Annotated in this window: 22 protein-coding genes and 1 tRNA gene; 13 read left to right on the top strand and 10 right to left on the bottom strand. The window is 69.3% G+C overall.

Going from position 1 to position 21,433, the window contains the following annotated elements; genetic code table 11:
* The first annotated feature begins 46 nt into the window (after positions 1–46).
* The 4 genes from FHR38_RS11005 to FHR38_RS10990 are packed head-to-tail and all read left to right on the top strand — an operon-like array spanning position 47 to position 2,236.
* Positions 47–376: a YbaB/EbfC family nucleoid-associated protein gene (locus FHR38_RS11005; protein ID WP_376771397.1), complete on the top strand. Its 330-nt coding sequence runs from the start codon at positions 47–49 to the stop codon at positions 374–376.
* Positions 377–682, top strand: coding sequence for a type VII secretion target (locus FHR38_RS11000; RefSeq protein ID WP_184534576.1), 306 nt, complete (start codon positions 377–379; stop codon positions 680–682).
* A 2-nt stretch (positions 683–684) separates the two neighbouring features.
* Positions 685–1,362, top strand: a complete 678-nt coding sequence (locus tag FHR38_RS10995) for a hypothetical protein (protein ID WP_184534575.1) — start codon at positions 685–687, stop codon at positions 1,360–1,362.
* Between the two features lie 43 nt (positions 1,363–1,405).
* Entirely contained in the window at positions 1,406–2,236 is an 831-nt protein-coding gene (locus tag FHR38_RS10990) for a PSP1 domain-containing protein (RefSeq protein WP_184534574.1), read from the top strand.
* Between the two features lie 21 nt (positions 2,237–2,257).
* Here FHR38_RS10990 and FHR38_RS10985 read toward each other — a convergent pair whose 3' ends face one another.
* On the bottom strand, positions 2,258–3,982 hold the full coding sequence (locus FHR38_RS10985; protein ID WP_184534573.1) for a metallophosphoesterase family protein: 1,725 nt from the start codon (positions 3,980–3,982) through the stop codon (positions 2,258–2,260).
* A gap of 202 nt (positions 3,983–4,184) precedes the next feature.
* Between FHR38_RS10985 and FHR38_RS10980 the strand changes: the two genes are divergently transcribed.
* Positions 4,185–4,258 (top strand) — tRNA-Thr (locus tag FHR38_RS10980).
* A gap of 136 nt (positions 4,259–4,394) precedes the next feature.
* A complete protein-coding gene (locus FHR38_RS10975; protein WP_184534572.1) occupies positions 4,395–5,174 on the top strand; it encodes a hypothetical protein in 780 nt (259 codons plus the stop codon).
* Positions 5,175–5,301: 127 nt separating this feature from the next.
* Here FHR38_RS10975 and FHR38_RS10970 read toward each other — a convergent pair whose 3' ends face one another.
* Complete coding sequence (locus FHR38_RS10970) at positions 5,302–7,836, bottom strand: MMPL family transporter (RefSeq protein WP_221448990.1); 2,535 nt, start codon at positions 7,834–7,836, stop codon at positions 5,302–5,304.
* Positions 7,837–8,011: 175 nt separating this feature from the next.
* On the opposite strand from FHR38_RS10970, the gene FHR38_RS10965 reads away from it, so the two are divergent.
* Positions 8,012–8,596, top strand: coding sequence for a TetR/AcrR family transcriptional regulator (locus FHR38_RS10965; protein ID WP_184534570.1), 585 nt, complete (start codon positions 8,012–8,014; stop codon positions 8,594–8,596).
* A 130-nt stretch (positions 8,597–8,726) separates the two neighbouring features.
* Here the strand turns inward: FHR38_RS10965 and FHR38_RS10960 are convergent, their stop codons facing one another.
* From FHR38_RS10960 to FHR38_RS10950, 3 genes are read right to left on the bottom strand one after another with little or no spacing between them, the layout of a single operon-like run.
* Positions 8,727–9,542, bottom strand: a complete 816-nt coding sequence (locus tag FHR38_RS10960) for a glycerophosphodiester phosphodiesterase family protein (protein ID WP_221448988.1) — start codon at positions 9,540–9,542, stop codon at positions 8,727–8,729.
* A gap of 31 nt (positions 9,543–9,573) precedes the next feature.
* A complete protein-coding gene (locus FHR38_RS10955; protein WP_184534569.1) occupies positions 9,574–9,840 on the bottom strand; it encodes a hypothetical protein in 267 nt (88 codons plus the stop codon).
* Between the two features lie 22 nt (positions 9,841–9,862).
* Positions 9,863–10,648, bottom strand: a complete 786-nt coding sequence (locus FHR38_RS10950; RefSeq protein ID WP_221448987.1) for a TNT domain-containing protein — start codon at positions 10,646–10,648, stop codon at positions 9,863–9,865.
* A 243-nt stretch (positions 10,649–10,891) separates the two neighbouring features.
* On the opposite strand from FHR38_RS10950, the gene FHR38_RS10945 reads away from it, so the two are divergent.
* The 3 genes from FHR38_RS10945 (at position 10,892) to FHR38_RS10935 (ending at position 13,268) form a co-directional block, all read left to right on the top strand.
* Complete coding sequence (locus tag FHR38_RS10945) at positions 10,892–11,389, top strand: DUF2231 domain-containing protein (protein WP_184534568.1); 498 nt, start codon at positions 10,892–10,894, stop codon at positions 11,387–11,389.
* Between the two features lie 146 nt (positions 11,390–11,535).
* Entirely contained in the window at positions 11,536–12,123 is a 588-nt protein-coding gene (locus FHR38_RS10940; RefSeq protein ID WP_184534567.1) for an Hsp20/alpha crystallin family protein, read from the top strand.
* A 14-nt stretch (positions 12,124–12,137) separates the two neighbouring features.
* On the top strand, positions 12,138–13,268 hold the full coding sequence (locus FHR38_RS10935; RefSeq protein ID WP_184534566.1) for a glycosyltransferase family 9 protein: 1,131 nt from the start codon (positions 12,138–12,140) through the stop codon (positions 13,266–13,268).
* Here the strand turns inward: FHR38_RS10935 and FHR38_RS10930 are convergent.
* Both FHR38_RS10930 and rfaE2 read right to left on the bottom strand, forming a co-directional pair.
* Entirely contained in the window at positions 13,198–14,124 is a 927-nt protein-coding gene (locus FHR38_RS10930; protein ID WP_184534565.1) for a glycosyltransferase family 2 protein, read from the bottom strand. The genes FHR38_RS10935 and FHR38_RS10930 overlap by 71 nt on opposite strands.
* The gene (gene rfaE2, locus FHR38_RS10925; protein ID WP_184534564.1) at positions 14,121–15,863 is read right to left on the bottom strand and encodes a D-glycero-beta-D-manno-heptose 1-phosphate adenylyltransferase; all 1,743 of its coding nucleotides are present in this window, start codon (positions 15,861–15,863) and stop codon (positions 14,121–14,123) included. The genes FHR38_RS10930 and rfaE2 overlap by 4 nt, the downstream gene beginning before the upstream one ends.
* 242 nt (positions 15,864–16,105) lie before the next feature.
* On the opposite strand from rfaE2, the gene FHR38_RS10920 reads away from it, so the two are divergent.
* Positions 16,106–17,776, top strand: a complete 1,671-nt coding sequence (locus FHR38_RS10920; protein ID WP_184534563.1) for an MDR family MFS transporter — start codon at positions 16,106–16,108, stop codon at positions 17,774–17,776.
* A gap of 66 nt (positions 17,777–17,842) precedes the next feature.
* On the opposite strand, the gene FHR38_RS10915 is transcribed toward FHR38_RS10920, so the two are convergent.
* Positions 17,843–18,334, bottom strand: a complete 492-nt coding sequence (locus tag FHR38_RS10915) for an NUDIX domain-containing protein (protein ID WP_184534562.1) — start codon at positions 18,332–18,334, stop codon at positions 17,843–17,845.
* Positions 18,335–18,479: 145 nt separating this feature from the next.
* Here FHR38_RS10915 and FHR38_RS10910 point away from each other — a divergent pair, with 145 nt between their 5' ends.
* On the top strand, positions 18,480–19,208 hold the full coding sequence (locus FHR38_RS10910) for a DUF981 family protein (protein WP_221448986.1): 729 nt from the start codon (positions 18,480–18,482) through the stop codon (positions 19,206–19,208).
* Between the two features lie 36 nt (positions 19,209–19,244).
* Here FHR38_RS10910 and FHR38_RS10905 read toward each other — a convergent pair whose 3' ends face one another.
* Together FHR38_RS10905 and FHR38_RS10900 are read right to left on the bottom strand one after the other, a co-directional pair.
* Complete coding sequence (locus tag FHR38_RS10905) at positions 19,245–19,913, bottom strand: HAD family hydrolase (protein ID WP_184539517.1); 669 nt, start codon at positions 19,911–19,913, stop codon at positions 19,245–19,247.
* A 56-nt stretch (positions 19,914–19,969) separates the two neighbouring features.
* Positions 19,970–20,794: an SCO6745 family protein gene (locus FHR38_RS10900; RefSeq protein ID WP_184539515.1), complete on the bottom strand. Its 825-nt coding sequence runs from the start codon at positions 20,792–20,794 to the stop codon at positions 19,970–19,972.
* A gap of 200 nt (positions 20,795–20,994) precedes the next feature.
* On the opposite strand from FHR38_RS10900, the gene FHR38_RS10895 reads away from it, so the two are divergent.
* Positions 20,995–21,384 (top strand): PPOX class F420-dependent oxidoreductase, encoded by a 390-nt coding sequence (locus FHR38_RS10895; protein WP_184534560.1) that lies wholly within the window; start codon positions 20,995–20,997, stop codon positions 21,382–21,384.
* Positions 21,385–21,433: the final 49 nt, after the last annotated feature.

Below are 21,433 nucleotides of genomic sequence, written 5' to 3'. Positions count from 1 at the left end.
GGTCGGGGCACGCTCGGTGAACGGGCCTGCCGAGAGGAGCCTGCCGATGGGGGCGCGCGAGATCGACGAGACCTGGATCGAGGAGGCGGTCGAGCGCTACCGGCGTATCGAGTCGCACCGGGCCGAGTTCGACAAGGCGGTGCACGGCGTCGAGGTGACCGTCCGCTCCCCGGACGGGCTGGTCGAGGTGGCGGTCACCGCCGCCGGCACCATCACCGACGTACGGTTCCTCGGGCCCCTGCACACCCGTACCTCGGCTGAGGTCGCCCGCTCGGTGCGGGCCGCGGTCACCGCGGCGGCCGACGCCGCCCGCTGGGCGCGGGAGAAACTGCACGCCGAGACGTTCAGTGACTACCGGCCGCTGACGGAGGCCTGAATGGACAGCCTGCGTGACCTGGCCGATCGCCTGGACGAGGCGGCCACCGCGCTGGACACTGCCGCCCGTACCCTGGCGACCGTCGCCCCCGACCCGATCGTCCTGGGGGCGGACACACCGGGCTGGCCAGGGGCAGTCGGCCGGGCCCTGCACCACCAGTGGTCGGCCGCCACCGCCGCCCGGTCCAGCGAGGCCGCCAGGGTGGCCAGCCACCTGGCCGACGTCGCCGCCTCGGTGCGGGTCGCGGCAGCCGGTTACGCCGACGCCGACGCGGCCGCCCGACGCCGGCTGCCCGGGGAGGCATGACCATGGACCTCCTTGACCACCTGGCCGAACCCGCCAGTGACCTGCTTGCCCGGGTGGACCGTACGCTCACCCTCGGCGGAGTGCCGGCCGGACATCCGATCGCGCCGCTGCTGCGTCGACTGCGAGCCCTGCCCGGAGCGGCGGCCGGCGCGATCATCGCGCTCCAGCCGGCCCCGCTGGCCGCCGCCGGTCAGATGCTCCGGGAACTGACCCGGGTGTACGACCAACCGCAGGCCGCCCTCGCCGCCACCGGCACCTGGCAGGGCAGCGCGGCGGACGCCTTCGACATCCAGCGGGCCGCGCTCGCGGAGCATCTCACCGGCGGGACGGAGAGCCTGCTGGGGCGGCTGACCGCCACCGCCGACCATGCCGACGCGCTGGTCGAGTGGGCGACCCGGAGCCGGGCGGAGTTGGCCAGCACCCTCGTGGCGGCGTTGGGCTCGGCGGAGGCGGTGACCCTGGTGACCGGCGTGGGTGCGGAGGACTCCGCCCCGGGCGATCCGGGCGCGGTACGGGCCGCCGCTGCTGTCGGCGCCCGCACGCTGTCCACAGTGGCTGACGCGTACGAGCAGGCGGAGACGCTGCTGCACCGGTGGCCACCGCGACTGTCCGAGCTGATCCTTCGACCTTCGGTGGAGGGGGCCACCGGCTTCGACCAGACCACCCGGATCGGTAGTTGATCGATCGACCGGGCCGACGTGGTTCCGTCGTAGAGTGATGCCCATGGGTATGCTCTGCGCGGTCAGTTTCAACCGGTATGGGCGGCTCTACTACCTTGATCCAGGTGAGCTGCGGCCGACGGTCGGTGACCGGGTGCTGGTGCCCACCGACGACGGTAACGAGGTGGCCGAGTGTGTCTGGGCCGCGCAGTGGGTCGGCGAGGACACCAGTGGGTTCCCCCGGCTGGCGGGCATGGCTAACGACGAGGACCTACGCCGGGACGAGCTGCAACGCAAGCGCAAGGCCGAAGCGAAGGTGGCGGCCAAGCGGCTGATCCGCGAGCACGACCTGCCGATGAAGGTGATCGCCGTCGACCATGTGCTGGAGCAGTCCAGCGGCGGACGGACCACCATCTACTTCACCGCGCCGCACCGGGTCGACTTCCGGTCGCTGGTCCGCGACCTCGGTGCCACCCTGCACTGCCGGGTGGAACTGCGCCAGCTCTCCGCCCGCGACTCGGCCCGGGTCCAGGGCGGGATCGGTTCGTGCGGGCGGGACCTCTGCTGCGCCACCTTCCTCACCGACTTCGAGCCGGTGACCATCCGGATGGCCAAGGAGCAGGATTTGCCGCTCAACCCGCTGCGCATCTCCGGGGCGTGCGGTCGGCTGATGTGTTGCCTGAAGTTCGAGCATCCGTTGTATGAAAAAAGTGGCAATTATCCGGCTGGTGGCCAGTTGGTCCGCACCCCGGAGGGCGAGGGGCGGATCGTGTCCCGCCACCCACCCAGCGAGACGGTCACCGTCCGACGCCACTCCGACGGTGCGGTCAGTCGATGTGCCCTCTCCGAGGTCTGCGGCTCCCGGCAGGCCCACGAACAGCGCTACCCGGGCTAGGGTGGTCAAGGCATTCGGCGGTCAGCGCAGGGTCAGCGGCGGTTCGGCGAACCGTGCCGGCAGGGGATCCGTCGGTGACATCCACGAGGTGTCGGGTGCGCCGTCAGGATCGGCCTGCCAGGAGCGGGAGATCCGGTCGATCGCGATCGGATAGATGGTCAGCTCCCCGGTCGGGCCGAAGTGCAGTCGGAGGAAACACTTGGCATCTTCGATGCCCTGGCCGGCGAAGAGTTCGTTGAGGTTGACCCCGAACGCTCCGGCGACCAGGAGGTAAGCGGCGGTCAGCTGACCGGCGACGAAACCGGCGACCGGTCCGTAGAGGACACCGGCGGTGATCACCGGTAACGCACCCGGCCAGTCGTGGAACGGCAACGTCAGCCAGATCCAGGTCCCGAGCGTGGCCAGCGCGATCTGCGCGATACCGTGGCTGAGTCCGAGGATCCAGTGCCGGGCGTGCCGTTTCCCGCCGGCGCTCGGCGGTTTGGCGAACAGGCCCGCGCCGATCAGGATGATCGCCAGCATGCCGACCATCGGCACGCTGAACAGGCCCCGGTCGCTGGTGCCGGCACGCTGCACGGCGACCCCGGCCATCGCCAGCATCAGCAGGGTGTGCAGCAGCCCGAGCAGTGTCAGGAAACCCGGATTACGTAGCGGTAGCCGGCCGAAGACTCCCCAGCCGTAGCGGCGGGACCGGGCCGCGTCCGGGTAGCGGGCAGTAAGCCGGTACGACTCGGTACGGCTCGGCCGCCGGGTCAGGCTGTCCCGAGGCGGCACCTCGATCCGTTCCGGCAGCTTGTGCGTGGGATAGAGATAGGCACCGCCGCCACCGCACGTGATCAGCTCCCGGTCCGGCCCGGTGTATCGCGCGTAGTGGTGCAGGTCGCCGGAGAGGAGCAGCCGGACCTGCGCCCCGGTGGGGGCGATCACCTTTCGTACGAAGTAGTCGACCGCGTCGTACGCCCCGGGGTTGTCGACGGCCTTGACCCACGACGGTGCCGGCACCACCAGGATCACCCGGGACTCGGGGCCGAGTGCGGTGGCGGCCTGCTCGAAGTAGCGCAACTGCGGATCGTCCAGGTACGCCCCGGACTGCTCGTCCAGAGCGAACAGCCACCAGTCGGACGGTAGCTCGATGCTGAAGTAGGACCGGTGCTGCGGGGTGCACCAGCCGCCGAGGTCGTTGTCCCGGGACCGGGCGAAGAGCCGCAGGAAGGCGGTCAGTCCGTCGTACCAGTCGTGGTTGCCGGGCACCGCGTAGAGGTTCGGCATCTGCTCGCCCGGCCGCACCTGGGGCAGCGCCGCCTGGTAGGGCCCCTTGCAGCGGTCCTCGTACGCCTCGCCGCTGGCGGTCGGATAGACCTGGTCGCCGCCCATCACCAGTACGTCGCCCCGGGGTAGCCGCTGCCCCTCGACGGTGATCTCCCGTTGGGCGAGCAGGTAGGCCACCGAGTAGGTGGCGTCGAACCCGTCACCCAGGTCGGCCACGTAGTCCAGCCACAGCCCGTCCTGGTCGCCGGGCTCCCGATAGCCGTCGCTGGACAGCGAGTTCTGCAACTCCCGCTTGTCCAGGTACGCCCCGAACAGCAGGGCCAGCAGGGCGCGCAGCCCGGTGCTGATCAGGAGGAGGGGAGCCAGCCACGGAACCGGTGGACGGCGGGTGAAGCCGAGTTCCTGCGGGTCGCAGCTGCGGGGGCGGGCGGGGGCGGTGTCGACCGGGGGTGCCGGCGGTGCCTGATCGTCGGTCACGGCTTGGCAGCCTAGTCGGGAAAGCTGTCAGGAAGCTGTCCGGTGTCAGCCTTTCTGGGCGAAATTCCGACACAATTGATGTCGTGATGTGATCAATCCGTATCGCCGAGTGACCGTTTCGTCTGGCTGGGCGGCGACCTGAGCGGCACCGGCAAACCCGTGGCGCGGGGGGCCGGCTGGTGCCGTACACTAGGCCATCGTTGCCGCCTTAGCTCAGTCGGCTAGAGCGACGCACTCGTAATGCGTAGGTCGACGGTTCGATTCCGTCAGGCGGCTCGCTCACCTAAGCCCAGGTCGATGACCTGGGCTTAGGTGTCTCTGAGGGGTGCCCCAACGCCCCAACTGGCCGCACCGGCCCCTGGGGCACTCCTCGGCTTTGAGTCCACCTGCGAGAACGGCCGACAGGAACGTCATGTCGATCCGCAACACCCTGCTGCTTGCCCTGAGTCTCAGTGGCGCCATGTTGGCCGCCAGTGGGTGCACCGGGCCGCCGGAGTCCCCCTCCGCCGCCGTGACTTCCCACCCGGCGCGCGCCGCACTGTCGCCCACCGCCGCCGTGGCGCAGGCCGAACTCGTCGAGGCGTTACAGCGTTCGCAGCGCGTCGCGCACCGGTACACGGTGCAGGGTGACCTGCCGGAGGGTGAGCGCGTCAAGGGCAGCGGTGTATTCGATCCGGTGGCTCGCAAGATCAGTTCGACGATCGAGGTGGCCGGCGGGAAGAGCCCGTCAGCCCACCAGCGGATTGTGATCGGCAATGACAACTACCAGCGCGAGGTTGGCGACAAGGTGTGGATACACCTTGACCTGAAGCGGGTGAAGCCGGGCAGTCTATTTCATTTTGACATGGCTGATCCGACCGGTCTGGTAGCGTTTTCCTCCAAGATCGGCTCGGTGAAGCAGAGCAGCCCGGGCGTATATGAAGGCTTCTTCAGCCCTACTCAGGACGGGATGAAGCCGTTCCTGCCGGTTGGCGCACCGAGCATCATCTCGTTCGGCATGGTCCGGGCGGCATTCAAGGCCACCATCGACAATCAGGGGTGGGTTACCTCGATCACTGTCGAGTTGACTGCCAGGGAGGGCCCAAAGCTCACCATGACGACTTCGATGAGCGGGCACGGGAAGCCACACCAGATCAAGGCCCCGGCAAAGGCGATCACCCGGGAAGCCGACGACATCTACTACAACTCCTGACGCCAGGCAGGGTGCCCGTGGTGCTGTTGCCTCGCCAGGAGTCGGGACGTATTCGTGGAAGGTGGCGAGGAGATCAGCCAGAGCTGGCCGCCGGCATCGGTACGGCGCCGGCGGCCACAGGTGGCACTCAGCTACGGGGAGGGGACGGATTCGGAGTTGGGGTCGGTCCGGGAAGCCGGCCAGTGCGGCGGGCCCATGTCTCGAACGCCACGGTCATGAATGGTGGTACGGCGGCCAGCAGGGCGAAGACCGTCGTCCAGCTCAGTCTCCACTTCAACCGGATTGCCACCAGAGCGGCCAGGAGTACGTAAGCGATAAAGGCGCCGCCGTGCAGTGTTCCGAAGATCCGGACGCCGAGTTCGGTGGTCTTCGGGACGTACTTGAGGTACATCCCGATGAGCAGGCCGGCCCAGGTGCACGCCTCGATGACCGCGATCCAGGTGAAGCTGCGTAGCAGGCGACCTGTTCGGATGGTGGTTTCGGTAGGCGGTGCGGCAGGTGCGCCGTCGGCGGGGGTGGAAGGCATCCGAGGGCCAGCCGGGCGTGCTGGGCGGGTAGGCCACAGGGCGTGGTCACCGAGGAGCCGGACGATGGCGGGAACCAGGAGAGGTCGGATGAGGAAGGTGTCCAGCAGGACACCGAAGGCCATGGCGAAGCCGAACTGGAACAGTTCGCGGATCGGCTGCGTCATCAGGACGGCGAAGGTCGCAGCGAGGATGAGGCCTGCGGAGGAGACGACGCCGCCGGTGCGAGTGAGTGCGGCGCTGATGGCCCTGGCTGGAGGTGCGGTGCGTAGCTCCTGCTTGAACCGGCTCATGATGAAGATGTTGTAGTCGACGCCGAGCGCGACGAGGAAGACGAAGATGTATGCGGTGACGCGGTTGCCGATGCCTTCGTCACCGAGGACGGTCAGCGTGAAGAAGGTGGTGGCACCCAGGGTCGCCAGGAATGACAGGACGAGGGTTGCTACCAGGTAGAGCGGCGCGAGAAGCGATCGCAACAAGAGGAACAGGACCGCGGTGACGATTGCTAGGACCAGGAGCACGATGTAGGTCGTGTCGCGGTCGAGGGCAGAGCGGATGTCGGCGTTCTGCGCCGTCTCCCCTGCGATGAGCACCGTGGCGTTCGCTACCCCGGCGGCGTCGGCCGCGACCCGCGCGGTCTCCTTGAGTGGATCGATCGCGTCGAGTGCCTCGGAGCCGTACGGATCCCACCTGAGGACGACGTCGTAGAAGACCGTCCTGCCGTCCTCGCCGAAACGGGGGTGCGGCCCAACCCGGGTGACATCCGCAGAGCCGGCAAGGGCGGCGGCGATGGCGGCGGGTGCGGGGCTGGACCGCAGGTCGTCCCGGGAACGGACGACGACGGTACTGGGTGCGATCTCACCGGGGCCGAATGCATCCTGGATGAGCCGCTGTCCGCGTTCTGACTCGGTGGCGGTACGGAAGCCGCTGAGCGAGTTGAAGCTCTCCTGGTAGCTGATCAGCCCGGCGCTCATCACCACGAGCAGCGCGACCACGGTCGTGGCCACCCGAACCGGGGCGCGGGCGACGAGTGCGGCGACGCGGTGCCAGACACCCGCGCCGCGACTGCGTTCGGCGGCCTTGCCCACGCCACCCGGCCAGAAGACGCTGCCACCCAACAGGAGGATCAGGGCCGGAATGAAGGTGAATGCCACCAGCGCCATGACGGCAACGCCGAGAGCGAGGTACGGCCCGAAGCCGCGCAGCGCAGGAGAGACGGCCACGAGCAGGGCGAACATGGCGAGCACGATGGTGGAGGCGCTGGCGAGCACCGATTCGGCTGTTCGGCGTACGGCGGCCTGCATCGCGCGTGGACGGTCTGGCTCGTCGAGGAGGGCCTCGCGGTAGCGGGCAGTGATGATCAGCGCGTAGTCCGTGCCCACACCGAACAGCAACACGGTCATGATCGAGGCGGTCTGGGAGCTGACCGTGATGACTCCGGCGTCCGCGAGGAGTGCACCGGTCGTCTCCGACACGCGCATTGCCACGCCGACGGCGACGAGTGGCACGAGCGCCATCAGCGGTGAACGGTAGATGACCAGAAGGATGACGAGGACGAGCAGGATGGTGGCCAGGAGCATGACCTTGTCACCGCCGCTGAAGACCTTCACGGTGTCGGTGGCGATCCCGGCGGGGCCGGTCACGGCAACTTCGGTGGACCCTGCGCGGTCGGATGCGAGGGTACGCACCCTGTCGACAGCGTTCTGGAAGGACTCGTCCGAAGGGCTTCCGGTCATGGGCACGATGACCAGTTGGGCGCGGCGGTCCGGTGAGACCAACTCGGCTGCGGCGGTGGGAGCCGTCACCGTGGAGATCACGCTCGCGACCTGGACGGGCCTGGCGGCTTCCGACAGTGCGGAGGTGATGCGCGCGACGGCTTCCTGGGCGCTCGCCGCCGGGTCGGTGCCCTCGCCGCGCACCACGATGATTGCCGGTGTCGCGTTCTGGCCGGGCAGTTGCGAGCGGACGAGGTCGCGGGCCTTCATGGAATCTGACGCGGCGGGCGGAAGGTTGGCGGAGGCGTTGTCCTCGACGGAGTCCAGCGCAGGGGCGCCCCCGGCGAGGAGGCCCGCGATCAGTACCCAGAAGGACACCACCACGGCGGCGCGTTTTCTCGACCCCAGGAGGCATTGGAGCATGCGGGAGTACGTCGGTTGCATTGGGTAGCCCTCGGTAGTGAGCGCGGACAGAATTTAGCGACAGGGGTGTCGCTAAGTTGTCGTCAAGCTAGCACAGCGCCCCTCAGTGCCCCCGCATGCCGGGGTAGATTGGCGTGCGACGGAACCGTGCCGTGCCCGAGGCTGAGCGGAGAAAATGCCCAAGATTGACGCTGGTAGTGTCCGTGAGCATCGGGCTCGGCGGCTCGCTCAGCTGATCGACTCGGCTGAGGCAATCCTGAACGAGGGCGGCGTGGAGGCCCTCACCGCTGGCGCGGTCGCTGCGCGGGCCGGCATCGCACGCAACAGCATCTATCGTTACTTCGACTCGATCGAAGACCTGTTGGAACTCGTCGTGACACGCGAGTTCCCCACCTGGATCGACGCAGTGGAACGAGCGATCGCGGCTGAGGCCACGCCCAAGGAGCAGGTCGCCGCCTACGTCAGGGCCAATCTCGACCAGGCCGCGCGGGGTACCCACGGTTGGCGAGCCTCGATCTCGCGCGGCTCACTCTCCCCGTCCGCGCGCGAGCGCGTGAAGAATCTGCACGTCTCGCTCCATGAGGCCCTCACCCAGGTTGTCCGCGAGTTGGGGCCACCGCATCCGGAGTTGACTGTCGCCGTGCTCCAGGCCGTGGTCGACGCATGCATTCGCCGAATCGACCAGGGCGACGAACTGGTAACGGTGTCCGACTTCGCGGCGGAAGCCGTATCTCGGCTGCTTGCCGATGACCACCACTGACCCTCGGTCGTCGTGAGCAGAGCAGGGTAGGTCGGGCTGCGGCTGGTTCACCAGCCGTTCCAAGCACAAGCGGAGCGGGCGCCGACGATGATCCGCCCTTGCCGGCTGCCCGCTCCGCGTACGGGTCAGCTCAGGCGCACCTACCGGCCAGCCAGGTCTTGTAGTCCTTGGTCCAACTGGTGGCGATCCGCTTCGGGCCCTGGTTGAGGGTGCTCTGCCACTTGGTGTGGTTGCCTGAGGCGGCAGGCGGTGGCTCCTCCCAGCCGACCGAGTCGACCCAGGTCGGGCGGTTCGTCAGGGTGGCATCCAGCCCGGCAGCCTTGATCCGCTTTTCGAGTTCGGTCTTCAGCGTGGCGTCATGCGTGTAGATCATGATTTCCTGCCCCGCGATCCGCTCCTTGATCGGATCGAGTATCTCCTGCCACGCCCGTGCCCTGATGGCCGAATCGGTGTTCAGCAGCGACTGCTTGGCCTCTCCCTTGACCTCCACCAGGGCGATCATCTGCCGGGCGCGAACGGCGTCCAGCCACTCACGGAAGGTGTAGACCGTCTCGCCGGTGTACGGGCCTCGGCTGATCTTCCGCCCCTTGAGCATGTCGCTGCCGGTGGCCCACCAGAGCTCGGTGATCGCCTTCCGGGTGCCGGTCAGTCCGTTGGTCGTGGTGTTGTGCCACATCACCGCCTTGGTGCCGTTCTTGGTGAGCTGGAGGTCGGCCTCGACGCCGCTGGCCCCCCAACTCTTCTGGTCGGTAAGACCACGTGGATGGTTGGGCTGCCGTACCTGGTCGCGGTCCCAGGGGTTGGCCTTGGTCGGGTAGCCGCCGTGCCCGAAGATCTGCGGGCAGGCGGGCAGCGCGGCGGCCGGGGCGGCGGGCGTGACGACCGTGAGGAGGCCGGCGGTCAGGGCGCCCACGATGGCGAATACGCGCGACTTCTTGATGTTCACAACGATCAAGGTATCGACATGTACGCGTGCGTCAAGGTGGTGTGGGTCGGCCGGTAAGGGTGCGGTAGAGCTGGGCGCAGGCAGCCGATTCCGAATCGAGCAGCGCGCGTACCTCGTCGGTGCCGCGCTCGTGGGAACCGATCTCCCACTGCTGCCCACCCTTCGGTCCGCCCATGCGCAGCCGGAGGAACCAGAAGTCGGCCGGAACCGGCACGGGCTCGTGCACGCCGGTCAGCCGGAACGCGTCGGGTGACACGCCGGCCGCCAGCAGGGCGTCGCGGAGCTGGTACCGATCCACCAGCGCAGGTTATCCGCCCGGATCATGCGGAGTGGGTGCGGACCTGTCCCGCCACCGCCGGGTCGTCTCCCGGAACGGGAGCCTCCTCCACCAGGTAGCCATTGGCCAGTAGCCAGGTGACGTTGAGCGCCGGGCCCGCCTCGGGCAGGTACTTCTGCTCCAGTTTGAACTGGATGCCGAAGCCCGGCTGGGCGAACCAGGGGGCGATCGGTCCGGCGTCCACCGTGAACGGCTTGACCACGCAGTAGACGTGGTAGTTGGCCAGCGGGGCCTGGCTCGGGGTGTTCAGCGACTGTGGGGGCAGGGCCCGCCGGGCGTACGGGGTGCCGACGGGGGCGAGGAAACTGCCACCGGGGAAGCCGAACCGGTCGATCCGGTGACCCGGCTGCAACTCGAAGGCGAACTTGACCGGCCGTCCGTCGGGCAGGACGACGAAGCCGAGGGCCGGTGGGTAGACCCAGCCGTCCTTCGCGGCGTTGCCGTACTGCTCCAGGAAGCTCGCCTGGTCCAGTGCGCCGAACCGCCGGTAGTTGCGGAGCAGGTCGCCGACCGGGGCGGTGGCCGGCAGCTCGGCGGGGCCGAAGATCGCCCGATCCCCGTGGTACCGCCCGGTGGGGGCGGCTGGGGCAGGGGTGCCGGGACGACAGCCGCTTACGCCACCGCCACCGCCGCCCCATTCGGCCTGACCGCCGCGTTCGTCCTGGTCTTGCATCTGGAACGGACGGTCCGACGCGGGGACAGCCGCCGGGTGCGGGAGTACGAGGGCGGCACCGGCCAGTACGGCGAGGAAGGCGCGTCTGTACCTCATCAGGAACCTCCGAAAACCAGACTGATGACGACCAATCTTCGGGGTGTCCTGCGAATTTAGCACTAAATTGCCCTTTAGTGAGGGAAGAGAGATGTGTCGGTTTTAGCGCTCACGTCGAGTGATGTGACCGGTGAGGACACCGAGGCGGTGGGGTCGAACCCGCATCAGCGAGGTTTGCCGCCCCGACCACCGGGTACGGCCTCACCCACAGGCGCGCCGGACCGCCGAACTGGGAGGGCGACCATGGAGAGCCGAGTAAAGATCATGGGCCACCCGGTACATCCGATGCTGGTGATGTTTCCCGTGGCACTCTTCGTCACGGCGGTCATCTTCGACGTGATCGACATCCTCGGCGGTCCCCGGTTCCTCGGCGAGGTCGCCTACTGGAACATCGTCGTCGGTCTGATCGGCGGCGTCTTCGCCGCAGCGGCCGGTGCGGTCGACCTACGGGCCATCCCCCGGCACACCCGGGCCAAGCGGATCGGCGTCGCCCACGCCCTTACCAACAGCGCCGTGATCGTGCTCTTCGCCGCGGTCTGGGCGGTACGGATGGCCGCCGATCACCGCACCGCCGGGGGCGCACTGATCGCCATCGAGATCGTCGCCATCGTCGGAGCCGGGCTCGGTGCCTGGTTCGGCGGCGAGCTGGTCGACCGCCTCGGTGTGGGCGTGGACCCCAACGCGAACCTCGACGCGCCGAGTTCCCTCCGTGGCGGCCCGGCGAGCCGGCTCGCGAAATAGGAGGCCCGGCGAGCTGGCTCGCGAAACAGGGGGCACGGCGAGCCGGCTCGCGAAACAGGGGACACGGCGAGCCGGCTCGCGAAACAGGGGACACGGCGGGCTGGGGGACATGGTGGGCCGGCGGGTGGAATAGGAGTGGAAACACGATGACCGAGCATGGCGAACAGCAGGAGAAACAACGCCCAGCCGAGCGGCGGTGGGACCCGGTGGCCGACCTACAGACCCTCCGGTCCGGACTGGGGCGCATGGTCGGCTCGGCGCTGGCCAGCATCGGCGGTGGCAGCCCCGACGTGGAACTGTGCAAGACGGAAACCGGTTGGGCGGTGGTCGCCCGCCTGCCCGGAGTCGCCCCCGAGGAGGTCGCCCTCGAACTCGACGAGCGGGAACTGTGCATCCGGGCCCGTTCCGAGGAGGAGGTCAACGCCGATCACGGCATGGCGGGCACCGGCTCCCGTACCCGGGGCTTCGAATACCGGATCAACCTGCCGGCACAGGCCGACCTGGACAACATCGACGCGGTGATGGACCACGGGCTGTTGACCGTCATGCTGCCCCAGGCGGCCCGCACCGCCCCCCGCACGATCACCGTCGGCCGACGGCTCTACCCCGAACCCGGCGCGGGTACGCCCCAGGGCGGCCTCACCCGGCCGATCGCCGGTGACCCGGCCGCCGACCGGGAACTGCACCGCCCCGAAGCGGGCGCACCCGGCACCGCCCGGTGGCAGCACCCCTGACCGGCAGCCGGGGCATGAGCAGTGGTCGGACCATGATCGGGCAGATCAGCGACCGGGTGTCCGACGTCGAGCGCATCGCCGTACTGCGGGCCAACGCCCTGGGTGACTTCATCTTCGTACTGCCGGCTTTGGACGCCCTACGGGCCGCCTACCCGGATGCCGAACTGGTGCTGATCGGGGCACCCTGGCACGCCCGTCTGCTCGCCGAACGACCCGGCCCGGTCGACCGGGTGCTGGTGGTGCCCCCCGCCGAGGGCATCCGCGCCGCCGGAGCCGGTGAGGCGCCACCGTCGAAGGAGGCGATGGCCGACTTCCTCGCCGCAGCCCGCCGGGAACGGTTCGACCTCGCGCTACAGATGCACGGTGGCGGTGCCAACTCCAACCCGGTGATCTCCGCTTTGGGTGCCCGGATCACCGCCGGACTCCGCGCCGAGAACGCCCCACCCCTGGACCGGTGGATGCGCTACGTCTACTACCAGCCGGAGGTGGTGCGCTACCTGGAGGTGGCCGGTCTGGTGGGCGCACCACCGGTCCGGCTGACCCCGTACCTGGCGGTGACCGAGGCGGACCGAACCGAGGCGCGGGACGTGGTAGGGCCGCCGGACGTACCCCGGATCGCCCTGCATCCCGGGGCCAGCGACCCCCGCCGCCGCTGGCCCGCGGAACGCTTCGCCGAGGTGGCCGACGCCCTGGTCGCCGACGGGTACGAAGTGCTGGTCACCGGCACGCCGGACGAGCGTGAACTGGCCGAGCGGGTGGTCACGGCGGCCCGGGTGCCGGTCCGGTCCCTGGTCGGCGAGCTGTCCCTGGGCGGCCTGATCGGCTGCTACGCCGACTGCCGGGTGGTGATCTCCAACGACACCGGCCCGGTGCACGTGGCGGCGGCGGTCGGCACCCCCACCGTCGGCATCTTCTGGGTCGGCAACCTGCTCAACTGCGCGACCCCGCTGCGCGCCCGGCACCGGCCGATCGGCTCGTGGACCCTCAACTGCCCGGTCTGCGGCGTCGACTGTAGCCGGGAGATCTACCCGGACCGGCCCGGCGACGGGGACTGCCCGCACCGGGTTTCCTTCGTCACCGACGTACCGGTGGTGGAGGTGCTGGCGGCGGTGGCGGACCTGGTGGACTCGTCGGACCGCCGGTGAGCACCACCTCCCACGCCTCGACGTCCCGCTCGGTGACCGTGGTCGGTGACTCCAGGTGGTAGGCCCCGCTGGGCAGGATGCCGGCCCCGCCGTACCGACGCATCACGGTGAGCTGGGCGGCGACGTCCTCGCCCTGGTGCCGCTCGCCCACCTGAGGCCAGAAGTCGAATCCGCCAGCCGCTCGCAGTCGGGCCGCGTCGTAGAGCACACACCCGCCGATCCAGGACACCTTGTATGCCCGCCACTGTCCCGAGGGCAGCCGGCGGGCGGCGGTGACGTGCAGCAGGTTCGCCGCCGAGTGGATCTGCGCCCGGTCCCACTCCGGCGTCTCCGGCCGGATCTCCTCCGGCTCCGGCGGCCCGGTCCACTCCACATAGTGCCGGTGGGTCTCCGGCCGTACGTCGTGCAGATAGGACAACCCGTGTACGGCGTTGCCGACGAAGCCGCAGCCCAGTTCGCCGATCGCGGTCAGCAACCGGTCCACGGTGTCCGGTTCGAGCCAGACGTCGTCGTCGAGGTAGAGGACGTACCGGGCGGCCGACTGGTCGAGCAGGTAGGCGCGATGCTCGGCGAGCCCGCGCCGGGGCAGCCGTCGGGTGAGCAGCACCGGATGTCCCCGATGTCGCAACACTCGCACCATCGCCGCCACCGCCGGATCGGTCCAGGGGGCTGGCCCGTCGGACTGGTCGCTGACCACCACCCCGAACCCGTCCGCACCCTCACCACCCTGCGCGGCCAGTCCGGAGAGGGTGACGGCCAGTTCAGCCGGGCGGTCCCGGGTCGGGACCAGTACGTCCAGTAACCGCTGGTCGTCCCGGAACTCCTCCTGGCAGCCCGGGTCCAGCGGCCGGGTCACGACGGTCTGCCGGTAAGGAAGGGCCCCCTATTTCCGTTTTCCGGAGCGGAAGGTTCCCCTCCAACCGCCTCACCGATCACCTCACCCTGCGAGCGGATCCGCTCGATGATCGCCGAGGTGGAACGGTCGGGTACGTAACCGAGGGTGTGCACCTGGCCGCCGAGTCGACGTACCAGGGGTGCCTCGGGAACCATCTCCGGCGGATAGTCGCCGCCCTTGACGTACACGTCGGGTCGGACGGTCTCGATCAGCGCGACCGGTGAGTCCTCCGCGAAGACCACGACATGGTCCACGCAGGAGAGTGCGGCGAGCACGGCTACCCGGTCCTCGACCGGGTTCACCGGCCGGTCCGCACCCTTGAGTCGCCGTACGCTGTCGTCGGAGTTGACCGCGACCACCAGCAGGTCGCCCAGGGCCCGGGCCTGGTCCAGATAGCGGACGTGCCCCCGGTGCAGGACGTCGAAGCAGCCGTTGGTGAAGACGATGTTCCGCCCCGCCTGCCGATGCTGTGCGACCAGTGTGGTCAGCTCCGCGTGGTCGACGACGGTGGCCGCAGGCGGGGGCACGGTGACGGCCGTGGACGGTACCGGCACCGCAACGGTTTCCGGCGGCATCGGCACGGCTGCGGGCGGTTGCGGCGCAGCCGCCGAACCGAGCGCGGCGAGCAGGTCGTCCCGGAGACAAACGCAGGTACCGGTGTCGGAGACGGTGATGGTGGCGGCGAGTTGGGCCAACTGCGCGGCCGTGGGCAGCGGCGCGTCGGCGGCCAGGGCCAGCGTCATGGCGGCCAGGTAGGCGTCGCCCGCACCGACCGCGTGGCTGGCCGGGACTCGGGTGGCGTGGCTGCGCCGGGAATCACCGTCGGCGCCGCCGACGATCGCGCCATCCCCGTCGAGGGTCACCGCCACCACCTCAGCCCCGGTACGCTCGCGCAGCTCGGCGAGGTGCGCCTGGGCCACGTCGGCCCGGTCGAGGCCGGTGTCGACGGTCGCCGTGCGGTCCCCGGTCACGTCGATCTCCGCCTGGGTCGTCCCGGTCCCGTCCCGCGTGCTCGTAGCCACGTCGAGCAGCCGGGTGGCCTCGGCGAAACTCGGGGTCACCACCGTGGGGGCGAGACCGCGCCAGTCGGCCAGGTCGTGGGCGTCGAGCGCCACGGTGGCGAAGAGGTCGCGGTGGGCGACCAGCCAGGCGCGGATCGCCACGGGTAGCGCGCCCAGACCGTAGTCGCAGACCACCAGGGTGGGCGGTCTGCCGTCGGTCAGGATGAGCAGTTCCTCGGCGGCGCAGGACAGTGCGCCCAACAGGCGATCGATCGTTTCGTCGTGGAGTTCGTCGTCGGCGTCGCCCTCGTCCTCCCGGATCAGGATCTGGTCGGCGGCGAGGAGCCGGCGCTTGACCGGGGTCGCCCGGCCCTGCTGGGTCACCGTACGGTCCAGCACACCTGCCCGGTCGAGGCAGTCGTGCAGTTCGTCACCGGGGGCGTCCGCGCCGATCGGTGCGACCAGTGCGGCCAGCCCGCCCAGTGCGGCGAGGTTGACGGCGGTGTTCGCCGCTCCACCAGCCGCCGCGAGCCGGCGGCGTAGGGTCAGCACCGGGGCAGGGGCTTCTCGGCAGAGCCGGTCCGAGTCGGCGAACCGCCACTCGTCGAGCATGGCGTCCCCCACCACCAGTACGCCGCGTCCCACCCAGTCGTCCACCACGGCCGCGAGTCGGCCGCTCTCCGCTGCGCCTGTCGCCATACGGCTGCGGGTCCCCGTCGTGGTCAGGGTCAAACCTGCGGGTACGGCTGCTGCCACCGGTGTCGTTGGGGCTCTCCGGACGGTTGTGGGTGCTGTCCGGACTGTTGGGATCGTCCTGATCTGGCCGATCCCCGGGCGAGACGGTACAGCTCGGTCGAGACTGGGCCCATGAGGTCCCCGGGGCCGGGTCATGGGCGCCCCGGACACCACGGGAACCGGGAACCACCAGGGGAGGAGCCGCGATGACCGTCGCGCAGGACGACCGCCCGATACTGAGCCACCGACAGATTCTGCTGCTGATGGCAGGGCTGATGACCGGCATGCTGCTCGCCGCACTGGATCAGACCATCGTCGGTACCGCGTTGCCGACCATCGTTGGTGAACTGGGCGGGATCACCCACTACTCGTGGGTGGTGACCGCGTACCTGCTCGCGTCCACCGCCTCCACCCCGCTCTACGGGAAGATCTCCGACCTGCTCGGCCGCCGCCCGGTCTTCCTGTTCTCGATCGTGACGTTCCTGATCGGCTCGCTGCTGGCCGGGCTGTCCCAGAACATGGCCCAGTTGATCATCACGCGGGGTATCCAGGGCCTCGGCGCGGGCGGGCTGATGACGCTCGCCTTCACGATCATTTCGGATGTGGTGTCGCCCCGCGAGCGGGGCCGCTACCAGGGGCTCTTCGGTGCGGTCTTCGGACTGTCCTCGGTGGCCGGGCCGCTCGTCGGCGGCTACTTCGCCGAGACGAACTGGCGGTGGATCTTCTATATCAACATCCCGCTGGGCCTCTTGGCGATCGTGGTCTGCTACCGGGTCATGCGGATGGTGCCGTTCCAGCGGCGCAAGCACGCGATCGACTGGATCGGGGCGGTCCTGCTGGTGGTCTGGGTGAGCTGCCTGTTGCTCGCGTTGAGCTGGGGTGGCAACGAGTACGCCTGGAGTTCGCCGACGATCATCGGGCTCTTCGCGGGCGGTGCCGTGCTCGCGGTGGTGTTCCTGATCCAGGAGGCCCGGGTCGGCGAGCCGATCCTGCCCCTGCACCTGTTTCGCCGGCCGACCTTCGCGTTGGCCAACATCGCCGGGTTCGTCCTTGGTCTGGTGATGTTCGGGTCGATCATCTTCATCCCGCTCTACTTGCAGATCGTCAAGGGAGCCTCGCCGACCCGTAGCGGTTTGTTGATGTTGCCGATGATGGCCGGGGTGATCGTCATGTCGGTGCTCTCCGGGCGGGCGATGAGCCGGTTCGGCCGGTACAAGTGGTTCCCGGTGGCCGGGTCGGTGGTGCTGCTGGTCGGCATGCTGCTCTTCACCCAGTTGGAGGTCCGGACATCCCTGTGGCTCGCGTTCGCCTTCATGGTGATCATTGGGATCGGGATGGGTCTCTGCATGCAGTCGTTGATCCTCGCGGTGCAGAACGCCGTGGAGGCGCGTGACCTGGGTGCCGGTACGTCGGCGGCGACATTCTTCCGGTCGCTCGGCGGCTCGTTCGGCGTGGCGATCCTCGGCGCGGTGCTGACCGCCCGGCTGAACAGTGGGCTGGCCGAGCGGCTACCCGGGGCGCTGGCCCAGTTGCCACCCGAGCAGGCCACTGCGGTCGGCGGTGCGGGCAACATCTCGATCAACGAGCCGGAGAAGATCCTGGCGCTGCCCGAACCGGTCCGGGTCGCCATCCAGGAGTCGTTCGTCGGCTCACTGCACCTGGTGTTCCTGGTGACCGGGCTGATCACGATCCTGGCCGTGGTGGTCACCGTGCTGCTGCCCGACCGGGAATTGCGGGGGGCCGGTCCGCAGGGGGCGGCCGGTGGGGTTGGTCCGGCTGGCGGCAAGGCTCCTGCCCCCGGCGGTAAGCCCCTGGACAAGGCGACCAAGGAGGAGGCAGCCAGCGAGATGGAGGCCCAGAGCCAGACAATGCTCTGATGTCGGCGTCCAGCGTCCAGCGTCCAGCGTCGGCGGGACAGGGACAGGGACAGGGACAGGGGCTGACTACTTCAGGACCATCCGGCCGGTCCGCTCGAAGGCGGCCAGATCAGCCAGGGTCTCGACCACCGACGGGGAGATTGGACTCGGCAGTTCGTCCATAGGGTAGAACCGGGCATCGGTCGTCTCGTCGGTGACGGTGAGCAGGTCACCGGTCCACGCGTCCACCCGGAACGCCACAGTGAAGACCTGGTACGTGTGGCCGTACATGTTGGTGTTCGTCCGATCCGGTCCGGTGTAGAGGCTGAAGGCGGTCACCGCGCTGGTCAGCAGGCCGGTCTCCTCGCGTACCTCCCGGGCCGCGCAGTCGGCGATGGACTCGCCCAACTCCATCGCCCCGGCCGGCATCGCCCAGTGACCGTTGTCGGAACGTTGGATCAGCAACACCCGGCCGGCGTCGTCCCGGACTACCGCCCGTGCGCCGACGAACATCAGCGTCCGGTCCCCGGCCAGGGCACGTAGCTGGCCAACGTACGAATCAGCCCAGGAAACGCTCACCGAGCCAATCTACGGCGATGCCCGGCGGTTGGGTCGCGTTTCACCTGGGACCGTCGGGGAACCCGCTGCGGTGGCCATACCTGCCCGGGATGGCCGGGACGCGGCGAAGTGATGCGTCCGGTCGACGGTCGGAAGGAGTCGAATGGTGACCGGCTTGCTGGCGCAGGACGGCCTGAAGATCAACTGGGTGGAGATGCCCACCTACAACACGGTCATGGCCCTGGCAGCGGGTGTCGGCCTGGTCCTGGTTGTCGCGTTCGGTTGGCAGGTGGTCAACCACAAGCCGATCGTTGCCGAAGGGTGGGCTGCGGCGTTCGCGGTCCTCGGTGTGATCCTCTTCCTGACCGGTCTGCACATGACGTTGACCTGGCCACTGGCGAGCGGCGGCTTTGCCTTCGACAACATCATCTTTGGCGAGCCGGCGTTGGCGTTCGGTGCTCTGATGCTCGGGGCCGCGCTGGTGCTCTGGCGGCGGGCGCCGATGTTCGAGATGGCCGCCGGTGATGCGGGCGGGATTCGGACCGACCAGGTTCGACGGTTGTTCGGCCCGATCTCCGTCTTCGTCTTCGCGCTCGGCCTGGCCTGTTTCGCCATCGCCGCCGCAGGCTGGACCTACACCCTGTTCGCCGCACCGCCGGAGGAGCCGATCTCGGGCGAGTTCGCCGACTACCCGTGGATCGAGGCGACCTTCATCTCCGGTCTGTACGTCCTGACCGGGATCGGGGCGGTGCTCCTGCCCCTCGGTCTGCGCAAGATGACCCGGCCGCTGCTGATCGCCGCCGGGGTCGCCTGGGGCATCGCCGGTGTCGTCTTCACCCTCTTCGGCGCGTTGAACTTCTTCACCCACATCGGCCTGATCGTCAACACCCAGTAGACAGCCCCCGGAGGCCGGCGGCGATCCGGCCTGACGCTAGTTCGTGGCGGCGGCCTCAACGGCCTGGTCGGTGAGGTCGCCGATGGACGGCAGGACCAGGGTGGCTTGCTCTTCGGCGTCCGGGGCGAGTGGATAGGCCGCGTGTGGCACCGCGATCACCCGCATCCCGGCGGCGGCTGCGGAGCGTACGCCGTTGGACGAGTCCTCGATGGCGACGCAGCGTGCCGGGTCGACGCCGAGCGTCTCGGCGACCGCGAGGTAGACGTCGGGTGCGGGCTTGCCGTGGGCGGTCTCCTCGGTGGAGAGGGTGGTGCGGAACGCGTCGGTCAGGCCCGTCGCGGCCAGCGCCGCCGCGATCAGCCGGGTGGGCGAGGAACTGGCCAACCCCAGCGGCCACCGCGCGGCGAGCCGGCGGACGACCTGGTCGGCGCGGTCGATCAGGGGTACGTGTTTCGCGTACCGCCGGGTCATCTCCTCGATCACCTCGGTGGCGACCTGCTCCGGCGTACGGTCGACGCCCAGTTCGTCACTGAGGTAGTGGGACCACTCTCCGGTGCTCATGCCCATCAGCCGGTGCTGGGTGTCCGGCTGCCACCGGCCGCCGTGCAGGGCCACGTAGGCGCGTCGGACCTCCTCCCAGACCGGCTCGGAGTCCACGATCACGCCGTCCAAGTCGAAGATCATCGCATCCGTCACGCTCCCCATCCTGCCCGACCAGCCAGGGATCGGCATGGCCGGCAGGATGACGGATTCGGACCGGCTCAGCGGATCGGGGCGGGCAGGCCGTGCGGGGTGACGGGTGGCAGAACCGCATAGCAGGCGTGGGCGACCGGAGCGAGCAGTTCCCTCAGTCGGCCGGTCTCTGTCGGGTCGAGGGCCCGCCATGGCCCGGCCGCCGTCCGGTCGGTGGTCTCCTCGATCGCCTGGTACGCCGTACGCCCGGCCTCGGTCGGCTTCCCGTCGGCAGTGAGCCAGCCCCGGGCGGTCAGCCGGTCCGCTGCCGCCTGCCATTCCTCGTCGGTCCAGCCCCGGTAGGGCTGCAACACCTGCCGGGGCAGGTCGATGCTGGCTCGCCAGACGAGCGATTCCGGCCCGTCCAGCCCCGCCGCCACCAGGGCGGCGACATGCCCGTCGCCCCGGTGCTCGCGGAGTGTGGTGGCCGCCTGCCAGAGCCGGCCGAGGGACTGCTCAGGGCGGGGTAGCGCCGCGTTGACCGCGCCGAGGATCCGGCCGCTGTGGTCGAGGTGGTCGGCGGCGGCCTCCAGTAGTTCGGCCAACTCGGTGAGGTGGGCCTCCGGCAGGTCGTACGTCAGTTCGGCGAGGGCCTGTACGGCTCCGGTGAGCCGGGTGTGTAACGCATCCTCCGGGCTGACCAGGTGCCAGACCGAGGGCAGGGCCCGGGCCACCATGGCGGGGGCGAACCCGAAGAACGCGGCGACCACAGGCGCCGCCTCGACTGGGCCCAGTGGTGCGGATCGGGCGGCGAAGTAGCTGCGCCAGCCACGTAGTCCGGCTGCCTCGTACGCCGCTTGGGGGCGGGGATGGAAGTAGGTGATGGCATGTACCGGTTCGAAGTGTGTCCACATCAGCCGAGCGAGCCGTTGTGGATCGTCGATGGTCTCCACCTCCGTACCTTAACGTTAGTTAAGGTGGGTGGGAAGTCTTCGAATTGTCGCCCAGCTCGGGGGAGAAAGATGGGGGCGTGGGCGGGTCCGCCGTACGGTTTGGGGCGTTTTGGTAGTGGAAACAGGTATGCCACTGTGGATCCGAGGGGTAGCTTCAGATCATGACGATCCTCACTGACCAAGATCTGGCTCTGCTCAACGAGCCGCACCTCGCCCACGTGGCGACGATCGAGGCGGACGGCAGCCCGCACGTGACACCGGTGTGGGTGGACACCGACGGCGAGCACATCGTCTTCAACACGGCAAAAGGGCGGGTGAAGTTCGACAACCTGGCCCGGAACCCGGCGGTGGCGGTATCCGTGGTGGACCGGGCCAACGACTTCCGGACGCTCTGGGTCAAGGGCACCGCGGAGCTGGTCGAGGAGGGGGCCGAGGCGCACATTCACCAGCTGGCGAAGAAGTATCTCGGCCAGGACCGGTACCCGCTGCAACCCGGCGAGGAGCGCGTGATCGTCCGGATCACGCCCACCCAGAAGCTGGGGCGCGGCTAACCGAGCGCCCGGCTCGCGCCCTGGCTGCCCGGCTCGCCCCCTGGCTGCC

Origin of the sequence: Micromonospora polyrhachis, from assembly GCF_014203835.1 — a bacterium.
Lineage (GTDB): Bacteria > Actinomycetota > Actinomycetes > Mycobacteriales > Micromonosporaceae > Micromonospora_H > Micromonospora_H polyrhachis.
Note: the sequence above shows the minus strand (reverse complement) of the source record. Positions and strands in the feature narration are given on the sequence as shown.